Source organism: Symbioplanes lichenis (assembly GCF_030709675.1).
GTDB classification, from domain to species: domain Bacteria; phylum Actinomycetota; class Actinomycetes; order Mycobacteriales; family Micromonosporaceae; genus Actinoplanes; species Actinoplanes lichenis.
On the sequence record NZ_JAUZQD010000018.1, the window covers coordinates 127,208 to 148,477 of the forward strand.

Annotated in this window: 18 protein-coding genes and 1 tRNA gene; 15 read left to right on the forward strand and 4 right to left on the reverse strand. The window is 70.8% G+C overall.

The features are described from left to right. Positions 1-69: 69 nt before the first annotated feature. Both RAN62_RS35370 and RAN62_RS35375 read left to right on the forward strand, forming a co-directional pair. A complete protein-coding gene (locus RAN62_RS35370) occupies positions 70-501 on the forward strand; it encodes a response regulator (RefSeq protein WP_305789205.1) in 432 nt (143 codons plus the stop codon). A 234-nt stretch (positions 502-735) separates the two neighbouring features. Then, complete coding sequence (locus RAN62_RS35375; RefSeq protein WP_305789206.1) at positions 736-1,080, forward strand: PRC-barrel domain-containing protein; 345 nt, start codon at positions 736-738, stop codon at positions 1,078-1,080. 51 nt (positions 1,081-1,131) lie between these two features. Here the strand turns inward: RAN62_RS35375 and RAN62_RS35380 are convergent, their stop codons facing one another. Beyond that, entirely contained in the window at positions 1,132-1,692 is a 561-nt protein-coding gene (locus RAN62_RS35380; RefSeq protein ID WP_305789207.1) for a hypothetical protein, read from the reverse strand. Positions 1,693-1,767: 75 nt separating this feature from the next. Here RAN62_RS35380 and RAN62_RS35385 point away from each other — a divergent pair, with 75 nt between their 5' ends. Beyond that, a complete protein-coding gene (locus RAN62_RS35385; RefSeq protein WP_305789208.1) occupies positions 1,768-2,484 on the forward strand; it encodes a hypothetical protein in 717 nt (238 codons plus the stop codon). 423 nt (positions 2,485-2,907) lie between these two features. Here RAN62_RS35385 and RAN62_RS35390 read toward each other — a convergent pair whose 3' ends face one another. Together RAN62_RS35390 and RAN62_RS35395 are read right to left on the reverse strand one after the other, a co-directional pair. Then, positions 2,908-4,146 carry a L,D-transpeptidase gene (locus tag RAN62_RS35390; protein ID WP_305789209.1) on the reverse strand — a complete coding sequence of 413 codons (1,239 nt, stop codon included), beginning with the start codon at positions 4,144-4,146 and terminating at the stop codon, positions 2,908-2,910. 126 nt (positions 4,147-4,272) lie between these two features. Further along, positions 4,273-5,574 (reverse strand): L,D-transpeptidase, encoded by a 1,302-nt coding sequence (locus RAN62_RS35395; RefSeq protein ID WP_305789210.1) that lies wholly within the window; start codon positions 5,572-5,574, stop codon positions 4,273-4,275. Between the two features lie 219 nt (positions 5,575-5,793). Here RAN62_RS35395 and RAN62_RS35400 point away from each other — a divergent pair. The 12 genes from RAN62_RS35400 to RAN62_RS35455 all read left to right on the forward strand — a co-directional run bounded on the left by RAN62_RS35400 (position 5,794) and on the right by RAN62_RS35455 (position 19,654). After that, positions 5,794-5,866 (forward strand) — tRNA-Lys (locus RAN62_RS35400). Between the two features lie 793 nt (positions 5,867-6,659). Further along, positions 6,660-7,091, forward strand: coding sequence for a hypothetical protein (locus RAN62_RS35405; protein ID WP_305789211.1), 432 nt, complete (start codon positions 6,660-6,662; stop codon positions 7,089-7,091). Between the two features lie 781 nt (positions 7,092-7,872). Then, the gene (locus tag RAN62_RS35410) at positions 7,873-9,771 is read left to right on the forward strand and encodes a delta-60 repeat domain-containing protein (protein ID WP_438874592.1); all 1,899 of its coding nucleotides are present in this window, start codon (positions 7,873-7,875) and stop codon (positions 9,769-9,771) included. A 797-nt stretch (positions 9,772-10,568) separates the two neighbouring features. Further along, complete coding sequence (locus RAN62_RS35415) at positions 10,569-11,111, forward strand: acyltransferase (RefSeq protein ID WP_305789279.1); 543 nt, start codon at positions 10,569-10,571, stop codon at positions 11,109-11,111. Further along, complete coding sequence (locus RAN62_RS35420) at positions 11,104-12,555, forward strand: BAR domain-containing protein (RefSeq protein WP_305789213.1); 1,452 nt, start codon at positions 11,104-11,106, stop codon at positions 12,553-12,555. The genes RAN62_RS35415 and RAN62_RS35420 overlap by 8 nt, the downstream gene beginning before the upstream one ends. Before the next feature lie 24 nt (positions 12,556-12,579). Further along, on the forward strand, positions 12,580-13,917 hold the full coding sequence (locus RAN62_RS35425) for an O-antigen ligase family protein (protein WP_305789214.1): 1,338 nt from the start codon (positions 12,580-12,582) through the stop codon (positions 13,915-13,917). Continuing rightward, positions 13,914-15,305: a lipopolysaccharide biosynthesis protein gene (locus tag RAN62_RS35430; RefSeq protein WP_305789215.1), complete on the forward strand. Its 1,392-nt coding sequence runs from the start codon at positions 13,914-13,916 to the stop codon at positions 15,303-15,305. Before RAN62_RS35425 ends, RAN62_RS35430 begins: the two co-directional genes overlap by 4 nt. Before the next feature lie 5 nt (positions 15,306-15,310). Further along, positions 15,311-16,195 (forward strand): sulfotransferase domain-containing protein, encoded by an 885-nt coding sequence (locus RAN62_RS35435; protein ID WP_438874593.1) that lies wholly within the window; start codon positions 15,311-15,313, stop codon positions 16,193-16,195. Continuing rightward, positions 16,192-17,391, forward strand: coding sequence for a hypothetical protein (locus RAN62_RS35440; protein WP_305789217.1), 1,200 nt, complete (start codon positions 16,192-16,194; stop codon positions 17,389-17,391). Before RAN62_RS35435 ends, RAN62_RS35440 begins: the two co-directional genes overlap by 4 nt. A gap of 267 nt (positions 17,392-17,658) precedes the next feature. Further along, entirely contained in the window at positions 17,659-18,141 is a 483-nt protein-coding gene (locus RAN62_RS35445) for a glycosyltransferase family protein (protein ID WP_305789218.1), read from the forward strand. Beyond that, positions 18,138-18,752, forward strand: a complete 615-nt coding sequence (locus tag RAN62_RS35450; protein WP_305789219.1) for a glycosyltransferase — start codon at positions 18,138-18,140, stop codon at positions 18,750-18,752. The genes RAN62_RS35445 and RAN62_RS35450 overlap by 4 nt, the downstream gene beginning before the upstream one ends. After that, positions 18,737-19,654 (forward strand): glycosyltransferase family 2 protein, encoded by a 918-nt coding sequence (locus RAN62_RS35455; protein ID WP_305789280.1) that lies wholly within the window; start codon positions 18,737-18,739, stop codon positions 19,652-19,654. Before RAN62_RS35450 ends, RAN62_RS35455 begins: the two co-directional genes overlap by 16 nt. Here the strand turns inward: RAN62_RS35455 and RAN62_RS35460 are convergent. Further along, positions 19,651-21,117, reverse strand: a complete 1,467-nt coding sequence (locus RAN62_RS35460) for a sugar transferase (RefSeq protein WP_305789220.1) — start codon at positions 21,115-21,117, stop codon at positions 19,651-19,653. The genes RAN62_RS35455 and RAN62_RS35460 overlap by 4 nt on opposite strands. Between the last annotated feature and the right edge of the window lie 153 nt (positions 21,118-21,270).

The window sequence follows — 21,270 nt, forward strand, 5'->3', positions numbered from 1 at the left end:
ATACCCGGCCGATGTGGTGGCGCACGGTCGGCGCACCTATGCTTGCCGAACTGCAAACAAGGGGGCACCGTGCGAAGTCTCGAGATCCTGGTCGTCGACGACGACGACGCGGACGCCTTCATGATCACGGAGGCGCTCGACGACAGCGAGCGGCAGACCACCGTCAACCGCGTCGCCGACGGCCGCGAGGCGCTGGACTATCTGCGCCGCTCCGCGCCCTACGAGCAGGCGCACCGCCCCGACCTCATCCTGCTCGACCTCAACATGCCGCGCATGGACGGCCGCGAGACGCTGGCCGCCATCAAGTCCGACGACGAGTTCAAGGCGATCCCGGTCGTGATCCTGACGACCTCGGGCGCGGCGCCGGACATCGAGGCGAGCTACCAGCACCGCGCCAACGCGTACGTGACGAAGCCCTTCACGCTGGACGACTTCGAGACGACCGTGCGGACGATCGACCGGTTCTACCGTGAGGTGGCTGTTCTTCCGCCGCCGCGCTGAGCGCTCCTTCTTCTGGGGTCTTCGCGCTCCTTCCCGCTTCGCGGCGCCGTCTTGCCTCCCCTTGCGGCGCCGTCTTGCCTCCCCTTGCGGCGGCGTCTTGCCTCCTTTGCGGCGGCGTCTTGCCTCCCTTGCGGCGGCGTCTTGCCTCCCTTGCGGCGGCGCCTTGCCTCCCTTGCGGCGGCGTCGCGCTGGTCTCGGCGTTACTCTTCGGCCGCGGCGGGGTACGTCCCTGCAATGGCGGAAACCAACACCGCGCCCGAGGACCTGGGGGCGCCGCAGTCGTTTCTCGTGCTGGCCGACGGGACCCCGGTCTACGACCGCTCGGGCGAGCCGGCCGGATCGGTGGCGCACGTCCTCGCCGACGACAAGGACGAGATCTTCCAGGGCCTGGTGCTGAAGACCGGCGACGGCCACCGCTTCGCCGCCGCGTCGCAGATCGACGGCATCTTCGAGCGGGCCGTCATCATCGGCCCGCCGGCCAAGGACCTGCCGGAGCCGAGCGAGAACGCCACCTCCGACGACTCCTCCCTCGCCGACGGCCTGCGCCGCGCCTGGCATTGGCTGGTCCAGCCCAAGTAGCGCTCGGCCCGCATTCTTACGCGGTGATCAGCCCGCTGTCCCTCGCAGCGGTCAGCCGGCCGTCTCCAGGCCCGAGTCGCCGCAGACGCTGGTCAGCTCGGCGGCCGCGGCGCTGACGGCTGCCACCTTGTCGGGCTCGTCGTTCGCGCCCTGGGCTCGTACCGCGGCGTTGTAGGCGATCGTCAGCCGGCCGGCCGCATCGGCGACCGGGGCGTCGGCGGTGCTGCTCGCGTGCTGGATCGCCACGACCACGCCCGGCGTCATGAAGCTCCCGGCCCGCGCCGCCGTGCCCGCCATGGCACACGCGATCGCGCCGGGCGGGTCGTCGACGGCGGGAATGCCCGAGACACCGGGCACGGGTACGCCCGTACTGTCGCCGCCGGGAACCACGATGTTGTCGGGGCCGAGGACGCCCGGGTCGAGGGTTCCCCCCGGCCCTTCCCCTGTCGTCTCCCCCGGCTCTTCTCCCTGGATTCCGCCCGGCCCTGCTCCCGGGCTCCCGTCGGCCGTTGCCGGGGTGCTTCCCTTGGGCGCCGCCGCGTCGTCGCCGGAGCAGCTCGCCAGGGAGAGCCCACAGGTCACCACTGTCACAAAAGCCGCCAATCGCCTCATCGGCCCGAGCGTAGAGGTGATGTTCGCCCTGGTCAGGATGACGCGCTCGACACGATCCACTACGGTGATCCGACCATGTCGACAGAGCAGCGTTCCGATTCCGTGCCGTGGCCGATCCGCGTGGTCGCCGTGCTGATCGTCCTGCCCCTGCGCGTGCTGTGGGAGATCGTCGCGTACGCGGGAATCTTCCTCTGGCGTTTCGTCCTGCGCCCCCTCGGCTGGCTCTTCCACCACGCGATCGTGGTCCCGCTCCGCTTCCTGTGGCACTACCTGATCGCGGTCCCGTCCCGCTTCCTGTGGCGCTATCTGATCGTGGCCCCGGTCCGCTTCCTGTGGCGCTATCTGATCGTCGTCCCGGCGACATGGCTGCTCACGGCGATCGCCACCGTCGTGGCCCTGTGCTGGGAGCACCTGATCGCCATCCCAGCCGCCTGGCTCCTCCGCGTGACCATGCCCCTGTGGCTACTCCTCGGCCGAGCCCTGACCGCCGTGGGCATGGCCCTCGTCACCCGGATCCTGCGCCCGCTCGGCCTCGCGCTGCGGTGGGTACTGCGCCTCATCTACCGGTGGATCCTTCTCCCGGGCTGGCGCGGCGCCGGCTGGCTCCTGCGCCAGATCTACCACTGGGTGCTCCGCCCCACCGGCCTGGCAGTGGCATGGGTATGGCGCTGGACCGTCGTCCCCGCATGGCGCACAGTCACCGCAACAGGCCGCTGGCTCCGCCACGAAATCCTCCGCCCAGCAGCCGCCTCCATCCGCGGCGCCCTCCGCGCCATCGGCCTCAGCGACTGACCTCACCGACCCCGCGGGCCTCATGCCACGCGCAGCCTGCTCCGCCGCCAACGGGCGCCTGAGCGCCGCACGCCCCATGCCCCACTCCCCACGCCGCTGGCCCCTCGCCCCACGCCGCTGGCCCCTCGCCCCACGCCCTTCGCCCGCCCCGCATCAGCATGTGGCACCCGGGCCCGGCGTGAAGAACACCACCGCCCGGCGTGCAACCGGCAACGCATGACATGAGGGACACCAACGCCCACGCGCGAGCGGCAGCGCCGACGGAGGGTCAGCCCCAGACGGGGCGCCGCGGGGCGGTCGGAGTAACTGAGGCTCCACGAGCCGGGCGCGGGCTGCGGGCGTACTCGAGAAAAGCAGCGCGGGCCGGTCGGAGGGTGACCGGCCCGCGGTGCGGGAGTGCTCAGGGTGCGGGGGTGTGGCCCGTCAGAGGGCGCTGCCCTTCTGCCACTGGGACCAGCTGACGTCCCAGTCGGTCCAGCCGTCGCCCCACTTGAGGTCGCGGGGGGTGCCGCTGACCGTGATGACGTCGCCCATCATGGTGCGGTCGAAGAGCCACTTGCCCATGGCCTCGGAGACGTTGACGCAGCCGTGGGAGACGTTGGTGCGGCCCTGGACGCCCTCGGACCAGGGGGCGGCGTGGATGAATTGGCCGCCCCAGGTGATGCGCTGGGCGTAGTCGATGTCGGTGCGGTAGCCCTCGCCCGCGGGGAGCTCGTCCATCGTGTCGAAGACGGTGTGCTCCTTCTTCTCGATGACGACCATCGTGCCGCTCGAGGAGGGGGTGCTCTTCTTGCCCAGGCTGACCGGGATGGTCTTGATGACCTTGCCGTCCTGCTTGACCGTCATCTTCTTGGTCTTGTCGGAGACGGTCATCACGAACGAGCGGCCGACGTTGAAGTCGACGGTCAGGTCCGAGCGGCCGTACCAGCCCTTGTCCATCTCGACGCCCTTGAGCTGGACGCTGTAGTGGACCTTGCTGCCGGCCTTCCAGTACGTCTTCGGGCGCCAGTGCATCTCGGTGCCGCTCAGCCAGTACCAGCTGCCCTCCTGGGCGGGCTGCGCGGTGACCGTCATCCGGCGCTCGACCGCGGCCCGGTAGCTCTTGGGCACCGACCGGCCGAACTTCATGATGATCGGCATCCCGACACCGACCTTGCTGCCGTCGCCCAGGAAGCTGTTGATCCGGACGAGGTTGGCCGGCTTCTTCATCACCGTGAAGGTGCTGGACGCCGTGCCGATCTTGTCGCCGGACGCCGTGCCGGTGACCGTCACCGTGTATTTCTTGCCCCAGCCGAGGGCGCTCGCCGGGGTGAAGGTCTTCTCGTCCTTATCGAGCGTGCCCTTCACCTCCTTGCCCGCGGAGTCGGTGACCACGACGGAGGTGTTGCCCGGGTCCTCGGTCTCATAGGCGATCTCGGTGATCGCCTTGACCCCGGTGGCCGCGGCCTTGGGCGCCGTCACGGCGACCGTGCTCTCCGGCGGCGGGGGCGACGCGGAGGGAGCCGCGGAGCCGCTGGCCCCGCTGCCCTGCCACGAAGGCGACGCGGACTTGTCACTGCCGCTGCAGCCGGCGCTGAGCAGCACGCCGGCGGTCACCACGGCGGCCGCGGCGGAACGCCACCGCCGCCCGCCGGTCCTGCCGGTCACTCCACGAAGCTTCATGATCCCTCTCACCGCACCTCGGTCCGGAGCCCATCATCCGTCACGGACGACGGGTCCCCCATCCCTGATTCGTGCCACGCCCGCCAGAACTCTAGCCTTAAATCTTTCTTATTGATCGTCGCGGCCTCATCGGCCGCCGGCGGCGGCAAGCTCCGCGGGCACGGGCAGCGCACTGCCCTTGGCGAACTCCTTCCAGCTCACGTCCCATGGCGTCCAGCCGTTGCCGTACGCCAGCTTGTCCTCGGTACCCCGCACGGTGATGGGATCACCCACGAGCGTCTTGCCGAAGAGCCAGCGAGCGTTCGACGGGGACACGTTGACACATCCGTGTGACACATTCCGCCGACCCTGGTCACCGACCGACCACGGAGCGGAGTGGATGTACTGCCCCGACCACGTCAGCCGCTGCGCGTAGTCGATCTCGGTGCGGTAGCCCTCGCCGGCCGGCAGCTCGTTCATCGTGTCGAAGACGGTGTGCTCGAGCTTCTCCATCACGACCATCGTGCCGCTGGACGACGGGTTCTTCTTCGAGCCCAGGCTCACCGGCAACGTCCGCACCGTCTTGCCGTCCTGCACCACTGTCATCTTCTTCGTCTTGTTGTCGACCTTCATGACGAAGCTGCGCCCGATCTTCGCGGTCGCGGACCGGTCCCGGTCGCCGTAACGCCCGCCGCCGGTCGGCAACCCGCCCACCGCGATGCGCACTGTGAGCTTCGTCCCGCTCTGCCAGAACTCCGGCGCGCGGTAATAGGCCTGGGTGCCACTCGAGGTCCACGACCAGGTGCCGGGCTGTGCCGGCTCACTCTTGACGAACATCCGCTTCTGTACGGCAGCCCGGTCCGCCTTCTTGATCCCAGGACTGAACTCGACCACGATCGGCATCGCCACGCCGTACGTGTGATCGTCGAACAGGTAGAGCCCCGTGCCCGTCTTCTTGCCGGGCTTCCCCATGGTCGTGAACGTGGTGGTCTTCGTCGCCGTGGCGCCCGCCGCGTCCGTGGCGGTGACGCTGGCCTCGTACCGGGAGCTGGTCTTGAGGGGGCTCGAAGGCACCCAGGCCGAACCGTCCTCCCGCAGCGCGCCCGCGACGGCCTTGCCCTTCGCGTCCTTGAGCGAGACGGTCGTCACCTTCCCGCCGGACACGGTGAACCCGATCTCCGCACTGACCGGAACACTCTTCTTGCCGGTGGCCGGAGTCACAGCAAGCGCGAGCGCCCCGGACGGCGCCGTGGTGCCCGACTCCGTGATCGGCGCGCCGGCACTCGCACTGGCTGCCGCACTCGCCCCCGCACTCGCGCTGGGCGCCGCCGCACTCGCCGTCCCGGCGGCCGCCGGCGCGTCCTCACCGTCCCCGCAAGCCGCCAGCGCCAGGGGCGCCACCACCGTCAAAGCCAGGCCCGCCAGGAACCCGCGCCGCATGCTGACCATCTCTGCCCCGTTCTTTCATGTTCCGCGCGGCCATCCTGCCTTACCGATGCTTAAGACGCCCTCCACCGACCGGAGGTTGCATCCGCGATCATGCGGAGGGGGTGGATTTCAGGGGCGGGCGCGGGTCGTGTTAGTGTTTCTCTCGTCGCCAGGGCGGACAGCCAAGGCGGCGGGAAACACAAGTAACACCAGCTAGACAAGCAAGACCAGCAGGATCCGGCGCCGCTAGCTCAATTGGCAGAGCAGCGGACTCTTAATCCGCGGGTTGTAGGTTCAAGTCCTACGCGGCGCACCCGAGATCAGGGCTCTGATCAGGCTTCATGCCTGGTTGGGGCCCTTGTTCGTTTCCGGTCGCCTCCCCGTCGACTCCGATCGCTTGTCAGCCGCTCCCCCGGTCGTCTTCTGGCCGCTCCGGTCGCTTCCGGTCTTCTGGCCGCCACGGTCGCCTCCTGGTCGCTGCCGGTCGCCTGGCCGCCACGGTCGCCTCCCGGCCGCTGCCGGTCGCCTGGCCGCTCCCGTCGCCCCCTGGTCGCTGCCAGTCGTCTTCTGGCCGCTCCGGTCGCTTCCGACCGTTTCATGGAGGCGGTTGCGGGGTTGCACGAGGTCGACCTGGCCCCGCTCACCCATTTCTCTGTCCGCTTCGCCGAGCCACCCTTCCGCTTCACCGAGCCGTGCCCGGCGCTGGTGCACGGCGTCGCACACCTCGGACGGGGCCGCGGTAATCAATCTTCGTTGTTACGCTCCCGAGGCACGAGGGTGAGCCCGTGCGCAGTCTTTTCCCCGTGCGCACTTTCCTCGTGCGCACCCTCTTCCAAGGAAGCGCGGGACGGATCTTCATGGTTACGACGGCTCGCCGGCTGACGGCTACCGCCCGGTGCGGCTCCGGGAACGTTGCGTGGGTGCGAGCGGCACCGGCCCTCGGCGCCGCCTTTCTGCTGACGGCTTGCACCGCAGCAGCGCCCGCCGCCCCGACGGACTCGGCGATCGCCGTCACCCCCTCGAGCTCGGCGCCGGCCGGTGTTACCGGGAGTTCGGCTTCTGCCGCTACGTCACCGTGCCGGGGCGGGACTGTCTCTCTTGGACCCGTGCGCCGGGCCACCGTGGTGACCGAGATCTCCGACCTCAGTGCGGCGCATCGGGCGGACGGCAAGCCGATCGTCGCCGCGCTGAGGCCTGTCCGGTCTGTCGTGGCCGCTATTCAAGCAGCCGGGGCGGTTGACGAGGCGGCCGTCTTCGAGGTCTTCGCGAAGCAGGCCGGCCCGGGCACTGCGGCTCTCGGTGGGAGTGTTCCGCGCGAAGGTGTCTCCGGCGAGTTCACAGTTGACGTGGATGGCTCGGTGGTTGTGTACGAGTCCGTGGTGCAGGTGGACGCGAGCTTCACCTTCCGCTGTGGGGGCGGCGCCGTCAGCGGTGCGATCAGCTCTTGGCGACAGCCGCGGTCCGGCATCGCGCAGTGTGACGCCACGATGTCGCCGGCCGCTGACGTTCTGCCGGAAGTGAGGGCGCTCGCCTGCTGACTCGCCGACTCGCGGGTGGACGGCCGGCACGTCGAGCGGTTGGCACCGCCCCCGGCGAGCAGCACCGTCGGACGGCTGGGCCCGTTGGGCGGCATCGTCGAGCGGACGGGCTGGCCCCGGCGGGCAGCACTGTCGAGCGGGCGGGCGGCACTGGCTCCGGCAGGCAGCATCGTCGAGCAGACGGACGAGCAGACGGGCGGCGCTGGTCCCGGCGGGCAGCACCCGTCGAGCGGGCGGCAGCGGCGGGGCGGGCGGCTCGGAGTTCGCTGGGAGAAGTTGAGACGCGTTCGCACTTCGGGCGCACGATACGGTAGCGTTCTGGCCTGATGTGGACGACCGCGACCGTCGGCCGATGCGGAGCCGGGCCGGGCCGCGTTTTCAGATGCCGCACAGAGGCGGCGCCGCATTGTTGCGGGGCGGGAACTCACAGTGACGTTTGCCGATTTGTGTGATGGTTCGCAACTGCGTGCTTCACACAACGGGTGATGGTGCGCTCAAATGGCGGGCAACCTTGCTTAATGCGGGGTTAAAGCGTTGGAAGCGCTCCCAACAAGATCGCCGCAGGACGACGTCTGAGCAGCTCAGAGCCTGTGTGACAAGCATCGCCGTCCAGCAGTAGCCAAGGTGGACCCTCTTCTATATCCTGTCTCGGGATTACCGGGATGGGGCAGATTGAGGGCGCGGGCCAAAGGCTCGAAACGCGATCATCTCCCCGACGGGAGAGGGTTGAATTTCTTTGTCTGTTATCACCGTCGGTCGGTCGCGACGTGGCGCGGCCGTCCTGCTCGCGGGGTCGCTCGTCGCCGCCTCCGGGTTGCTGGCGAGCCCGGCCGCGGCCGGCGTGGTGCCCGCGCCGGTCGCCGGCAAGCTCGTCGCGGCCAACCCGGTCGACGTGACGCCGCACGCGCTCAACGGCGAGGTGCGGGCCTTCGCGGAGATCGGTGACACGATCTACGTCGGTGGGTCGTTCACCCAGCTCCGCACGGCGGCCTCGGCGACCAAGATCGCGCAGCCCTACCTTTTCTCCTACAACAAGAAGACCGGGGCGGTCAGCGGCACGTTCAAGCCCAAGCTGGACGGTGCGGTCAGCGCCCTGCTGGTCAACTCGGCCGGCAAGCTGGTCGTGGGCGGCGCCTTCCGCAACGTCAACGGTGTCGAGCGGCGCAACCTGGTGGCGGTCGACCCGTCGTCCGGCGCGACCGTGAGCAGCTGGGTCGGCAAGTCCGACGGCGGCAACGTCCGCACCCTGAAGCAGTACGGCGGGAAGATCTACGTCGGCGGCGCCTTCAACTATCTCAACGGCGTGGAGCGGCACGGGCTGGCCCGCGTCGACAGCGCCACCGGGGCGATCGACGCCGGGTTCGTGGTCGACGCCACGGGCGGGCGCAACAGCGTCGCGCCGTACGTGTGGACGATGGACATCGCGCCGAACGGCCGGACGCTCGTCATCGGCGGCAACTTCACGCTGGTCAACAAGGCGTCGCGCAATCAGATCGCGGTGCTCGACCTCAGCGCGACCGGGGCGCCGACGCTGGCCAACTGGAGCACCACGCGCTACGTGCCGCCGTGCATCAAGCCGCAGGAGTTCACGCACTACGTGCAGGACATCGACTTCTCCGACGACGGCACCTACTTCATCGTCGGCAGCAACGGCGGCGAGGGCTGGCCGGCGGCCTACTGCGACACGCTGGCCCGCTTCGAGACGGCGACCCGGGGCACCGGCCTCGACGCCTCCTGGATCGACCTGACCGGCAACGACACGATCACCTCGGTCGAGGCCACCGGCAACGTCATCTACCTGGGCGGGCACTTCCGCTGGCTCAACAACCCGAACGCGGTCGACAAGGCCGGCACCGGCGCGGTCGACCGGCTGGGCATCGCCGCGGTGGACCCGGGCAACGGCATGCCGATCGCGTGGAACCCGCGACGCTCCGGCGCCCCGACCGGCACCACGGCCTGGGGCTCGGCGGTTCCCGTGATCTGGAAGGGCGCCGACGGCATCTACGTGGGGCAGAACTCCGACGGGCTGGGCAACGAGTACCACGGCCGGCTGGCGATGTTCCCGACCACCGGCGGGCGTACGGTCGCCGCCGTCCAGGCGCCCACGGCCGCGACCGGTTACCTGTGGTCCGGCGGCACGGCCAAGAAGCTCAAGCGGACCGCCTTCAACGGCACCACGCTCGGCGCGTCGACGACCGTCACCCAGGCCAACATGACCGGTACGGGCATCGCGACCCGCGCCGGCGACAAGCTCTACTGGGACAAGTCCGGCAAGCTCGTCACCTCGACCGTGACCGGCGCGGGCGTCGTGGGCGCCTCGTGGGCCACCGGCTACAACAGCTGGTACAGCACGTCCGCTCTGACGGGCGCGTTCTACCTGAGCGGCCGGCTCTACTACACGAAGTCCACGGCCGACAAGCTCTACTACCGCTACCTCGAGCCGGACGGCCACATCGTCGGCGCGACCGAGTTCAGCGTGGCCACCACCGGCATCAAGTGGTCGACCGTGCGCGGCCTGACCTGGGTCAACGGCTCGATCGTCTACGGCAACACGGACGGCAAGCTGCGCAAGGTGACCTTCACGCCGACGGCGGCCACGGTGGCGACCAGCTCGACCGTGAAGATCATCGACAACGGCAAGACCTGGACGAGCAAGACGCTGTACTTCGCGGCCTCCTGACCGAGCCGCCACCGCACAACCGCGTCACCGGTGGTGGCCCGCACCACAAGGAGCGGGCCACCACCAAACAACCGCACCACCAGGGGCCGCCCTGCACCACAAGGAGCGGACCGCCGCGTCCCGGAAGGTGGCCCGCACCACAAGGAGCGGGCCACCACCACGGCAAGCATCAACAGCGAGCACCCACGGCAAGCACCCACGGCGAGCATGAGAAGCAAGCACTCACGGCGAGCATGAGAAGCAAGCACTGAGGGCAAGCACCAAGAAGCCCAGCGAGCCGAAGCAACACAGCGCAACGCACGAAAGCAGCGCGCGGAGAGCCGCACAACGCATCGCAGCGCACGGAAGCACGCAGCAACAGAGCGCAGCGCACGGGAAGCAGCACAGCAACAGAGCACAGCGCACGCAGCACCACAGAGAGCAGCGCAGCGCACGGAAAACGGCGCGAGGAAACAGCGCTCGACAAGCAACGCAGCGCAGCGCAGCGCACGAAGCAACGCCGCAAGCCCAGCACAGGACAAGTGGCCACAGAGAAGTGACGCAGCGCAGCGAAAGAAAACAGCGCAGCGCGAGGAAGCGGCACGACCGCACACGCGGAGAACAGACAGGACCGCAGCGCAGAAGACGGCAGCAGCCGCGGCGCACGGAAAGCGGCGAGTTGACGGCCGGGTACCGATCGGGTGATGCTGCCCGACCGGTACCCGTCCGGGTGAACAACGTACGAACGGAGTGAAGGCAGCGTGGGCGACACGACAACGCTGGCCGGCGAGACCTCCGCGCCGCCGCACCGGCCCCCTCTGCCGTCCGGCCCCGCCGGGCGGCTCGTCCGTGTGGTCTTCGGGCTCAAGCGGACCTGGTACAAGCTCCGCTATCCCGGCCTCACGCTGGGCCGGGACGTGCAGATCCGGGGCCGGATCCGGCTGCGGCGCGGCGTGCGGGTCACCATCGGCGACGGTTGCCGGCTCAACAAGCGGGTCCGGTTCGCCGGGCCGGGCGTGGTGACGATCGGGCCGGGCAGCCTGCTCAACGGGTCGTGGATCGGCTGCTGGACGACGGTGACCGTCGGGGCCGGCAGCCTGCTCTCGGATTGTGAGCTTGTCGACAACACGTTCCACAATCTCGACCCCGCGCGGCGGCACGATCCGCCGTCGCCGAGCACCCGGGCGCCGATCACGGTCGGTGACAACGTGTGGATCGGGGCGGGCGCGGTCGTGCTCAAGGGCGTCACGATCGGCCGCGACTCGGTGGTCGGGGCGGCGGCCGTGGTGCGGGAGGACGTACCGGAGAGGGTTGTCGTGATCGGCAATCCGCAGCAGATCGTCAAGCGGTTCGATGGCTGAGCTCATCGGCATGGACAGCAGCGACGTCGCCGGCGGGCGGCGGGCGGTCACGCTCACCGATCTCGTGCGCATCCCGGTGCACCGGTGGAAGCCGGTTGCCGCCGGGGCGCTGCTCGGGCTGCTGGCCGGGATCGTCTATCTGGTGCTGCCCGCGAGGTACGAGGGTGTCGCCGTGGTGGCCGTGCGCGCGGTCGTCACCGACCCGTTCAGCTATCCCGGGCCGGGCGCGGACCGCGTCGTCAACATGACTGTCGAGAACGGCATCGCCACGGGTACGGAGATCGTGGCCGCCGTGAGCGAGGCGACCGGCCAGAGCACCGAGGCGGCCCGCAGTGGCCTCACGGTGGAGCTGCCGACCGGCACGCAGGTGTTGCGCTTCCGTTACGTGGCGCAGGACACCGCGGACGCCATCGCGGGGGCCAACGCCGCGGCGAACGCGTACCTCACGGTGCGTCAGGCGCTCTACACCAAGCAGCGGGACACGATCCTCAAGTCGTACGACCAGAGCATCGACGAGATCACGAAGGAGCGGGACCAGCTCCGCGAGACCTTGTCCGACCGCAGCACCGAGAACGTCTCCGCCTCGACGACCGCCCTGCTCAACCAGCTCGGCGGCCTGGACGACCAGCTCGGTGACCTGACCGACCGGCGGGCCACGTCCGCGGCGATCGACGTGACGCCGGGCAACGTGACCCGGGTCGCCGCGCCGCCGCTGCCGTCCAACCACGACATGGCGCCCATCTACGCGTTCGTCGCCATCATCGCGGGCGCGCTGGCCGGTGCCGTGGGCTCGTTCGGGCTGGAGGGCCTGGACCGCCGGGTCCGCTCGGGCACCGAGGCGTCCGCGGTGAGCGGCTTCCCGCTGCTCGCCGATCTGGGCGGCCCGCGGTTCCGCAACGACAAGCGGCGGCACACGGCCGACCTGCGCTATCTGAGCCTGGCGATCCTGGGTCAGCTCGGCCCGATCCCGCACCGCCGGATCGTGCTGCTCAGCACGCAGCCGGGCGACCTGCCGACGTCGGTGGCGACCGGGCTCGCGCTGACGCTGGCCGGGCAGGGCAACACCGTCGGCTGGGAGGACCACACCAAGGACGCCTCCGACGCCCGCTCGCGGCTGGTGGCCGGCGGCGGGGAGAGCCAGAACGGGCAGCAGCGCAACGGGACGGCGGTGGCCCGCGGGTCGTTCACCTCGTCGGTGCCGGTCGGCTCCGGCCGGATTCTGCTGCTGGCGCCGCCCGAGCCCGAGGCGGCCACGGTCACGGTGATCCGAGCCTCGCCCGCCGAGCAGGACGACTGGGGCATCCGGGCCGCGCGCGAGTCGGCCGCCGTGGTCGTCGTGCGCCGCGACTACACCCGGGCGACCGACCTGGAACGGCTCTCGAACACGCTCCGCCTCACCGGCGTCAACGTGCTGGGCGTCGTCGCGGTGGGCCCCCATGACTGACCACAGCATGGCTGCGGACGAAGAATGACTGACACGCAGATCATCCGGCTGCCCGTCAAGCAGAAGATCCGCATCCCGATCACCCGCCTGCCGGTCTGGCCGATCCTGGTGATGTTCGGCGGGATGCCGCTGCTCTGGCTCTCCGGCGGGTTCTTCCTGCTGTGGCCGGCCTTCGGGCTCATCCTGCTCCTGCTGCTCGTGCTGCGGCGGGAGCGGGTCGAGCTGCCGTCGGGCACGGGCGTCTGGGTCGTCTTCTGCGGGCTCGTCCTCCTCTCCTTCACCCGGCTCTCGGGCGGCGGGGATCTGCTGGTCGCCGGGCTGCGCTTCGCGTTCTACGCGACCGCGGCGACGGTGTTCGTCTACATCTACGCGACGCTGCGCGAGGGCCAGCACTGGCACCGGATCTTCCGGCCGCTGGCGCTCTTCTGGCTCGCTCTGGTCGTACTCGGCTGGGTGGGTGTGCTCTTCCCCAAGCTGTCGGTCGTGAGCCCGCTCGAGGCGGCGCTGCCCGACAACGTGGCCGCGAACCCGTTCATCTTCGACCTGGTGCACCTGCAGGCCAGTGAGTTCAGCGAGACGTCGGCCAATCCGATCTTCCGGCCGTCGGCGCCCTACCCCTACACCAACACGTGGGGCAGCACGTGGGCGGTGCTGCTGCCCTGCATGATCGCGTACGTGTTGTCCACGCGCGGGCGCGTCCTGCGCGTACTCCTGCTGGTGTCCCTGCCGTTGTCGATCGTGCCGGCGTTCCTCACGCTCAACCGGGCCATGTTCCTGAGCCTCGGCGCGGGCCTGGCCGTCCTGGCCTTCCGGGGCATCGCCCGCCGTCAGATCAAGGTGATCGTCACGGTCATCCTGGCTGCCGGCCTGGGCGGGCTCACGACGCTCTTCATCCCGGTCACCCAGCTGATCTCCAACCGCACGAGCAACAGCGACAGTACGGTCGACCGGCTCAGCCTCTACTCGCAGGCGCTGCTGCTGGCCGAGCGGTCGCCGCTGCTGGGCTACGGCGGTCCGGTCACTGTGGACACCACCACGGCGGCGGCCCCCGTCGGTACGCAGGGCCAGTTCTGGCAGGTGCTGGTGTCGCACGGCGTCCCGGCGGCGCTGCTCTTCGTCGGCTGGTTCCTGCTCGTCGCCCTGAAGCTGGGCCGCGCGGTGTCGGCCGCCGGCCAGTGGCTCGCGACGGTCCCCGTGATCGGCCTCGTCCAGCTGCCCTTCTACGGCGTGACCTTCCAGAACCTCTCCGTGCTCTGTTTCGCCGCCGGCCTGGCGATGGCTGCTGTCGACGGTCCGGTACGCCGCCCGGTCCGAGTCTTCGAGATGGCCCTGACCCGCCGCCCGACGCAGGGAGTGCTGTGACCACCGCGACAGCCGAGCGCCGCCAGGGGGCCCGCAGCGGCCTGATCGGTCTCGCCGGCGCGGCGGTCAGCGGCCTCTTCGGCTTCCTGCTCGCCGTCGTCCTGGCCCGGGGCTTCGGCCCGGAGGGCTCCGGCGCCATCTTCACCGCCATCGGCCTGCTGACCGTCGTGTCCGCCGTCTGTTGCCTGGGCGCCGACACGGCCCTGGTCTGGGCCCTTCCCCGGAGCCCCGGCGCCAAGCGAAGCCTGATCACCGTCGCCCTGCTCCCACCCCTGGCCCTGAGCATCCTGGTGGCGGGCGCGGGCCTGGCCACCGAGGTCGTGCTGCTAGCCGTCCCCGTCATCGTGGCGATGACGATCCTGCTGGCCGCCGTGCGTGCCACGCGACCGATCGGTGCGTACGCCGCTGTCCAGTTCGTCCTCCTCCCGGTGGGCCGGCCGATCCTGGTCGGTGCGGTCGCGCTCGCCGGCGGTGGAGTGGCCGCGGCCATGGCGGGCTGGGTCCTCCCGGCGGTCGCGGCTCTCGTGGTCTGCCTGCTGCTCGTCGGAAAGCCCGGCCGGCCGGACGACTGGCGGACCCTCTGGGGCTTCGCCCTCCCCCGCGCGGTCTCGGCGGCGATCGACAGCAGCAGCATGTGGGTCGGCGTCCTGCTCACGGCGGCGCTGGCCACCCAGGCCGACGCGGGCGTCTTCGGCGGCGTCGGCCGGTACGTGCTCGCGGGCCAGCTCGCCCTCCAGGGCCTGCGCGTGGCGATCGCCCCGCAGCTGTCCCGCCTGCTCGGCGCGGGCCGCACCGGCGAGGCCGCCGCCGTGCACCGGCAGACGACGGTCCTGGCCATCGCGTTGTCGTGGCCGATCTACCTGTTGCTTGCCCTCTTCGCCCCGGCGTTCCTCCAGCTCTTCGGCGGCGAGTTCACGGCGGGCGCGACGGCGATGGCGATCCTGGCGACTGCCATGCTGGTCAACGTCGGCCTCGGCACGGTCCAGACCGTCCTGCTGATGAGCGGCCGCAGCCGCAGCCATCTGCTCGCCACCACGCTCGGCTTGACCTGCACGGTCGGTCTCGGCTTCCTCTTCATTCCCGGGTACGGCCTGACGGGCGCCGCCACGGCCTGGGCCACCGGCATCGTGGTCGAGAACGTCGTCGCCGCCCTCGCCGCCCGCAAGGTCATCGGCGCCGCCGTCCTCAGCCGCCAAGCTGTCCTGACCGCGGCCGCCACGCTCGCCGCCGTGGGCGTCACCGGCACCATCGGCATCGCGCTCGCCGGACGCGAGATTGAAGGACTCCTCGTGACGGCCGCCCTGCTGGCCTGCCTGCTTCTGATCGCGGCCGCCGATCGCCGCGTCCGCGCCGCCGTGACGATCCGAGTGAAAGGGCTGAGGCCGTGACCACGCTGAAAGACAAAGCGAAGAGCATCGCGCCGTCCGGCCTGCGCGAACAAGCCAAGAAGCCGCTCGTCCGCTACGGCGAGGCGACGAGCGAGCAGCGCGCGCTGCCGGACTTCCTGGTCATCGGCACCAAGCGCGGCGGCACCACCTCGTTGTGGAACTACCTGATCCGGCACCCGCTCGTGCCGCGGCTGTTCCCGGCGTGGAACACCAAGACCTCGCACTACTTCGAGGAGAACTGGCACCGCGGCGAGCAGTGGTACCGCTCGCACTTCCCGACCGACCGGCGGCGCGCGGCCCTCGAACGCAAGCACGGCGCCGCGCCCAAGGTCGGCGAGGCGGCGCCGCTCTACATGTTCCATCCGCTCGCCCCGCACCGGGTGCGCTCGCTCATGCCCGAGGTGCGGCTGATCTGCCTGCTCCGCGACCCGGTCGAGCGGGCCTACTCGCACTGGAAGGAACGCCGGACCGAGGGCAAGGAGCCGCTGGGCTTCGCGGAGGCGCTGGCCGCGGAGGAGGAGCGGACGGCCGGCGAGCGGGACCGGCTCATCGACGACCCGAACCTCTTCAGCGAGGCGTTCGACTGGTACACGTACCGGGCGCGCGGCCGTTATCTGGAGCACCTCGAGCCGTGGTTGCAGCGGTTCCCCCGGCAACAGCTGCTCTTCGTGCCCAGCGAGAGCCTGTACGCCGACCCCGCCGGCACGTACGCGGAAGTCCTGCGGTTCATCGGTCTGCCCCCGCACGAGCTGGACAGCTACGAGGTGTTCAACGGGCGCAAGTCGGCCCCGATGGACCCGGCGATCCGTGAGGAGCTGACCGGCTACTACCGGCCGCACAACGCGGCGCTGGCCGAGCGGCTCGGCATGACGTTCGAGTGGGCCGAGTGAGCGCCGATCCGCGGGAGCGCGAGGACGGGCTGGGCTGGGTCACGCGCGCGCTCTTCCCCGGCGACGGGTCGCGGGTCACCGTGCAGCGGCACGCGACTCCCGGCGCCCCGGCGTGGGCGATCGTGCCGTCCGTGGAGCGCGCGCGGTTCCTCGTTCCGCTAGGGAACCGGCGGGTCGCGGCGGCCTCGATGCTGGCGTACAACGGGTTGCGCTCGGGCCCGACCCGGGCCGTCCGGTCGGTGCTCGGGTCCTTCGCCCGCACGGGGGCGTTGCCTTTCCCCGTGTTGTCCGCCACAGGCTCGCTCGTGGACCACCTCGCTTCCGTCTTGGAAGAACCACACCTGTTCGCGGCGGTCGGCATCCGGCCGCCCGACCCCAACCGCAAGCCGACCCTGCAGCTCTTCGGCCCCGACGGCCGGCCCCGCGGCTACGCCAAGGTCGGCTGGAACGAGGCCACGCGCGGGCTCGTGCGCGCCGAGTCCGCAGCGTTGCGCGGGTTGCCGCGCAACGCCGGTCCCGGCTATCCCGTCACGCCCCGTCCGCTGCACGCGGGCGAGTGGGCCGGGCAGGAGATCGGTGTCACCGCTCCCCTGCCCGAGCGCGTGCGCCGGCTCTCCGATCCCGACGAGCCGCGGCCGGCGGCGATGCTCGCGGTGGCGCGGCGCGGCGGCCCGCCCGGGGAGCGCGTTCCCCTGGCGGAGTCACCCTTCCTGCACCGCTTGCGCCAGGAGACGGCCCAGGTCGCAGGCCCGGAGGGTACGGCCATCCGCGCCGCTGTGGAGGCGCTGGCGACCCGGGCCGCCGGGGTGGCCGTCGAGCTCGGTGACTGGCACGGCGACTGGGTGCCGTGGAATCTCGGCGAGGTGCCCACCGCCACCGGGAGTGCCCTCGTCGCGTGGGACTGGGAGCACAGTGGACCGGGCGTGCCCGTCGGCTTCGACCTCGCGCACCAGGCGTTCAACACGGCTCTGGTCGTGGGTGGCCGGCGCGCGGGCGAGGCGGCGGAGGCGGCCGTGGCGGCGGTGCGGCGGCACGGTCCCGCGCTGGGGCTGGAGCCCGCGGCGGCCGGGCCGGTCGTGGACGCGTACCTGATCGAGATGTGGTTGCGCACGTGGCGGCTCGCCGCCGGCGGCGCGGGCTGGAATCCGGACCTGCATCCCGCGTTGCTGGAGGTTCTCGAATTCCGGAATACGTGACGCCGAGTATTCGCACCGGCACGCTCCAAAACCTACTTCGACAATAGGGTATGTCGAATCCCACTCCGCGTGACCAAGCAAATCGAGCTTGTTAAATTCCGCCTGAACACACCCTGGTCAGCCCGGCCGGAATTTCGCACGATACGAAGATCGAGCCGCAAATCAATACGCGGCCGCGTACCGCCCTCTGGCGCTTAGCCGGGGGCACGGGATATACATTTCAGGTTGCCGCTCCATTGGCCGCCATTGACCTGTAGAGGGGGTTGCATGCCTGCCGTGCCGGACGACAATCCGGAGGGGCCGCCACTGCTCTTCGTCGCGTCCAGCGGCGGCCATCTGGCCCAGCTGCTCGCCCTCGAGCCGTGGTACCGGGCGCGGTCCCGGCACTGGGTCAGCTTCGACACCCCGGACGCGCTCTCGCTGCTGCACGGCGAGAATGTGACCTGGGCGCACCACCCGACGACCCGCAACGTGTGGAACCTCTTCCGCAACCTGCTGCTGGCCCTGCGCGTCGTGCGGCGCGGGCGGGTCAGCGCGCTGCTGACGACCGGCGCCGGCGTGGCCGTGCCGTTCGTGTTCATGGCCTGGGTGCTGCGGATCCCCACCGTCTACATCGAGGTCATCGATCGCATCGACACCCCCACGCTGACCGCCCGCCTGTGCCGGCCGCTGCTCTCGGCGATGCTGGTGCAGTGGGAGGAGCAGCGCCGCTTCTATCCCGATGCCACGGTGGTGGGTCAGCTCATATGACTCTGCCCCGGCATGAGACGGCGGCGATCCCCCAGCCGCGGTCGGGGGCGCACGACGATCACCCGCAGCACACCGGCACGCTCGACGTCCTGGTGTCCGTGGGCACCGACAAGCACCACTTCGACCGGCTGCTGAGCTGGGTCGAGCAGTGGTGGCTGCGGCAGCCCGTCCGGCCCCGGGTCGTCATCCAGCACGGCAGCAGCCGGCCGCCACTGATCCCCGGCGCCACCCCGTTCCTCGCGCACGACCAGCTCGGCGCGGCCATGGCCCAGGCCCGGGCGGTGGTCACGCACGGCGGGCCGGCCAGCATCACGGAGGCCCGGCGGCACGGCCACCTGCCGATCGTGGTCGCGCGCGATCCCGCGTACGGGGAGCATGTCGACAATCACCAAATGCTCTTCGCCTCGCGGATGGCCGCGAGCGGGATCATCCGGCTGTGCTCGACGGCCCACGAGCTGGAGCTGGCCCTGCGCGACGGGCTGTCCGGCTTTCCGACCCACGTCACCACCGGGCCGGCCGCCGCGCAGATGGCCGCCGTGCACCGGGTGGGCCAGATCGTCGACGGGCTGGTCGCGGACAAGCGGCGCCGCCTCCCCTGGCGGCGCAAGTGACCCTCGTCTCCGTGGTCATCCCGACCCGGGACCGTCCCGAGCTCCTGCGGCGCGCCATCGACGCGGTGACCGCCCAGGAGCACGACGGCCCGATCGAGGTCGTCGTGGTCTACGACCGGTCCACGCCGGACCTCACGCCGGCCCGGTCGTCGTCGGATCGCACGGTCCGGGTGCTCGTCAACGACCGCAAGCCCGGGCTGGCGGGGGCCCGCAACACCGGGATTCTCGCCGCTCAGGGCGACTTCGTGGGCTTCTGCGACGATGACGACGAGTGGCTGCCGGGCAAGCTCAAGGCCCAGCTCGCCGCGCTCGAGGCGACCGGCGGGGACTTCGCGTGCTGCGGCATCCGGGTGACCTATGACGGCACCGAGTTCGACCGGGTGCTGCCCCTCGACCGCATCCCGCTCGCCGCCCTGCTGCGCGACCGCATGACCGAGCTGCACCCGTCCACGTTCCTCATGCGAGCGTCGGCGCTGCACGACGGCATCGGGCTCGTCGACGAGGAGATCCCGGGCAGCTACGCCGAGGACTACGAGTTCCTGCTGCGCGCCGCCCGGCACGCGCCCCTGGTCAACGTGCGGGAGCCGGGCACGATCGTCCGGTGGCACCGCAGCTCCTACTTCTCCCAGCGCTGGCAGACCATCTCGTCGGCGCTGCGGTGGCTGCTGGAGCGCTATCCGGAGTTCGAGCAGGAGCCGGCCGGGCTGGCCCGGGTCGCGGGGCAGATCGCCTTCGCCGAGGCCGCCCAGGGTCGTTCGCGGGCGGCGGCGCACTGGGCCCGGCGCACCCTCGCGGGCAACAGCCGGGAGCCGCGCGCCTATCTCGCGATGGCGGTGGCCGGGCGACTGATCCGCCCGGGCACCGTCGTGCGCATCCTGCACAAGCGGGGACGCGGGATTTAATAGGCCCCGCTGGCCCGCAGCACCGCTGATCCCGTACGCAGGATGATGATCATGTCCAGGGTGAGCGACCAGTTCTCGACGTAGCGCAGGTCGAGCCGCATCGCCTCGTCCCAGGCCAGATCCGAGCGCCCGGAGACCTGCCACAGCCCGGTGAGCCCCGGCTTGACCACGAGCCGGCGGCGCATGTCCTCCGGATAGGCCGCGACCTCCGACGGCAGCGGCGGGCGCGGGCCGACCATCGACATCTCGCCGCGCAGCACGTTGAGCAGCTGCGGCAGCTCGTCCAGCGAGTAGCGGCGCAGGATCCGGCCCACCCGGCTCACCCGCGGGTCCCGGCGCAGCTTGAAAAGCACGCCGTCGTTGTCGTTGAGCCCGCGCAGCTCGGCCAGCAGGTCCTCGGCGTTGGTGCGCATCGTCCGGAACTTGTAGATCGTGAACTGCCGGCCGTTCCGCCCCACCCGGGTCTGCTTGAACAGCGCCGGCCCGGGCGCCTGCCGGTCGAGCCGGATCGCCAGCGCGCACACCGCGAGCAGCGGCGCCAGCAGCAGCAGCGCGAACGCCGCCGCGAACCGGTCGAACAGCCCCTTGAGCAGCCAGCGCGGGCCGCTGAGCCGCGGGTGCTCGACGTGCAGCATGGGCAGGCCGTCGATGGGCCGGATCGAGGTGCGCGCGCCGCCGACGTCGAGCAGCGCGCTGGCCATGATCATGTCGATGTCCTGCGGCTCCAGCTGCCACGCCAGCCGCCGCACGGTCGGGCCGTCCACCTCCGGACCGGCCAGCACCATCACCGTGTCGGCGCCCACCACGCGCGCGGTCTCGGCCGCCAGGTCCAGACCCTCGACCACCGGCACCGTACGCAGCACCGGCGGCACCCGGTCGGCCGACGGCACACACGCCGCCACGACCTCCAGCCCGTGATAGCGCTCGTGCCGCAGCTGCCCGGTGAGCCCGGCGACCGACGCGGCGTGCCCGACGACCAGCACGCGCCGCAGGCACTGACCCTTGGCCCAGGCCCGGTGCAGCATGGCCCGGTGCAGGTAGCGCCCCGCGACCCCGAGCACGGTGGCGATCGGGATGGCCAGCGTCACGTAGCCCCGGGCCACGTCGGCGTTCAGCCCGTACGCGAGGACGGCGATCGTGGCGGTGAGGGCGAGAGCGGCCCGCAGCACCCGCTGGTACTCCTCGTTGCCGACGAAGAGGAAGCGGTCGTCGTACGCGTGATTGAGCAGCAGCATGAGCACCCAGCCCAGCGGCAGCAGCGAGCTGAGCAACGCGTAGTACCAGTCCGCGATGGCGAAGTCGCCGCCGAAGCGCAGCTGCATCGCGAGCAGGCCGGCGATCACCGCACCGGCGATGTCGGTGAGCAGGATGGCGAGGAAGTATTTCCGCTGCCAGTTGGGCTTGGTGGTGAGCTGGTTGATGGGGACAGTCGCGTATTGCTCAGGCGTGAGGGATTGCGTCATGAGCGGCGGGCGCCCTTTCGCGGGTAGCACGACGGACCGGGGTGAGGAGCCCGGTGGGGGATGCCGCCGATGTCTGGTCCGACGAGAAAACGGTCCCAGCGAGGCCGCCAAGCCACTGAGGACTTCGGAACCTTAGCACGACCTTAGGTGATT